A 2677-nucleotide genomic window follows, 5' to 3' on the forward strand; every position below is an offset into this window, starting at 1 on the left:
GTCGCGATCGTCGGACAGACCAACCGCAGTGCCATGGGCGGCAGTTACCAGCAGGAGGTCGACCTGCTGAGCCTCTACAAGGACGTCGCCTCCGAGTACTGCGAGATGGTGACCGTCCCCGAGCAACTGCCCAACGTCATCGACCGCGCCATGCGCACCGCCTACGCCAAGCGCACGGTGACCGCGGTCATCATCCCCGCCGACGTCCAGGAACTGGACTACTCGGCGCCGACCCACGCCTTCAAGATGGTGCCGTCCAGCCTCGGCCTGACACACTCCGCGCCGGTCCCGGCCGCGGCGGACCTCGCGCGCGCCGCCGAGGTGCTCGACGCGGGCGAGAAGGTCGCGATCCTGATCGGGCAGGGCGCGCGCGGCGCACGGGCCGAGGTGGAGGAGATCGCCGACGTGCTCGGCGCCGGGGTGGCCAAGGCGCTGCTGGGCAAGGACGCCCTGCCGGACGACCTGCCGTACGTGACCGGTTCGATCGGCCTGCTCGGCACCCGTCCGTCCTACGAGCTGATGCAGGACTGCGACACCCTGCTCGTCATCGGCTCCAGCTTCCCGTACACCCAGTTCCTGCCGGAGTTCGGCAAGGCCCGCGCCGTCCAGATCGACATCGACCCGTTCATGATCGGGCTGCGCTACCCCTTCGAGGTCAACCTCGTCGGTGACGCGCAGGAGACCCTCAAGGCCCTGCTGCCGCAGCTGAAGCGGAAGCAGCACGGCAAGTGGCGCAAGAAGATCGAGAAGGACACGGCCCGCTGGTGGGAGGTCATGGAGCGCCGTGCGGCCGTGGACGCGGACCCGATCAACCCCGAGTACGTCGTCCACAGCCTCGACGCTCTCCTGCCGGACGACGTGATCCTGGCCGCCGACTCCGGCTCCGCCGCCAACTGGTACGCACGGCACCTGCGCATGCGCGGCACCATGCGCGGTTCGCTGTCCGGCACCCTCGCCACCATGGGGCCCGGCGTGCCGTACGTCATCGGCGCCAAGTTCGCCCATCCCGACCGGCCCGCCCTCGCGATCGTGGGCGACGGAGCCATGCAGATGAACGGCATGGCCGAACTCATCACCGCCGCGAAGTACTGGCCCGAGTGGCAGGACCCGAGGCTGATCGTCGCCGTCCTCAACAACCAGGACCTCAACCAGGTCACCTGGGAGATGCGCGCCATGGCAGGCGCCCCGCAGTTCCTGCCCTCCCAGGCGCTCCCGGACGTGCCGTACGCCGACTTCGCCCGCTCGATCGGCCTCGGCGGGGTGCGGGTGGAGAAGCCGGGGGAGGTGGCGGACGCCTGGCAGCGGGCGCTCGGCGCCGACCGGCCGTTCGTCATCGACTTCCGGACCGACCCGGCCGTACCGCCGATCCCGCCGCACGCCGGCCTCGACCAGATCGAGGCCGCGGCCTCCGCCGTCGTCAAGGGCGACAGCGACCGGGCCGGCATGATCCGGCAGGGGCTCAAGGCGAAGGTGCAGGAAATGCTCCCCGGCGGCAAGCGGCGCCAGGACGAGCCCGGTACCGAGGAGAGCCGGGAGGGCTGATGACCTCGCGCACCGCACGCGGGAGCGAGCCGCTCGTGGACGAGGTCGAGACCGCCGTGTACACGGTCCCCACCGACGCGCCGGAGGGCGACGGCACGCTGGCCTGGGACTCGACCACCATGATCGTGGTCCAGGTCCGCGGCGGCGGCGCGACAGGACTCGGCTACACCTACGGCGCGGCGGCGACCGCCCACGTCGTCGAGCGGCAACTCGCCGACGTCGTGACCGGCCGCTGCGTCTGGGACGTCCCCGCCGCCAACGAGGCGATGAACAGGGCGGTCCGCAACGCCGGCCGGCCCGGCCTGATCGCCGGCGCCGTCTCGGCCGTGGACATCGCCCTGTGGGACCTGAAGGCCCGCCTCCTCGACCTGCCCCTGACCCGGCTGCTCGGCGCGAGCCGCACCGACGTGCCCGTGTACGGCAGCGGCGGCTTCACGACGTACGACGAGCACCGGTTGGATCGTCAACTGAGCCTCTGGACTGAGGAATTGAACATCCCCCGGGTGAAGATCAAGATCGGGGAGTCCTGGGGCCGGGCCGAGCAGCGGGACCGGGAACGGGTCGCGCAGGCCCGCCGGAGCATCGGAGAGGCGCGGGACCTCTACGTCGACGCCAATGGCGGCTACACCCGCAAACAGGCGACTCGGATGGCCCGGCACCTCGACGAGCACGGCGTGACGTGGTTCGAAGAGCCCGTCTCCTCCGACGACTTGGCCGGGCTGGCGCAGATCCGGGCCGCCGTCGCACCCGAGGTGACCGCCGGGGAGTACGGCTACACGCTCCCGTATTTCGGGCACATGCTCGGCGCCGGAGCGGTGGACTGCCTCCAGGCCGACGCCACCCGCTGCGGCGGAATCACCGTCTGGCTGCGCGCGGCAGCCCTCGCGGAAGCCGCCGGACTCGAACTCTCCGGCCACTGCGCGCCCCACGTCCACGCGCACGCGGCTGCCGCCATCCCCAACTTGCGCCACCTGGAGTGGTTTTACGACCACGTACGCATCGAGGACCTCTTCTTCGACGGGACCCTCGATCCCCAGGGCGGCAGCATCCGCCCGGGGGCCGACGGCGCACCCGGCCATGGTCTGACCCTCCGCGCCGAACAGGCGGAGAAGTACCGCACGGGATAGTCCGGGAC

The 2677-nt window shown here is 71.2% G+C and carries 2 protein-coding genes; both read left to right on the forward strand.

What is annotated here, in order from left to right:
* Positions 1 to 1542: thiamine pyrophosphate-requiring protein (locus tag ACFWP5_RS52190; protein WP_384174451.1), on the forward strand; the 1542-nt coding region annotated here is incomplete at its 5' end.
* A complete protein-coding gene (locus tag ACFWP5_RS52195; RefSeq protein WP_384174453.1) occupies positions 1542 to 2669 on the forward strand; it encodes an enolase C-terminal domain-like protein in 1128 nt (375 codons plus the stop codon). The genes ACFWP5_RS52190 and ACFWP5_RS52195, both read left to right, overlap by 1 nt.
* Positions 2670 to 2677: the final 8 nt, after the last annotated feature.

Origin of the sequence: Streptomyces sp. NPDC058469 (genome assembly GCF_042721125.1) — a bacterium.
In the GTDB taxonomy this organism is placed as follows: Bacteria; Actinomycetota; Actinomycetes; order Streptomycetales; family Streptomycetaceae; genus Streptomyces.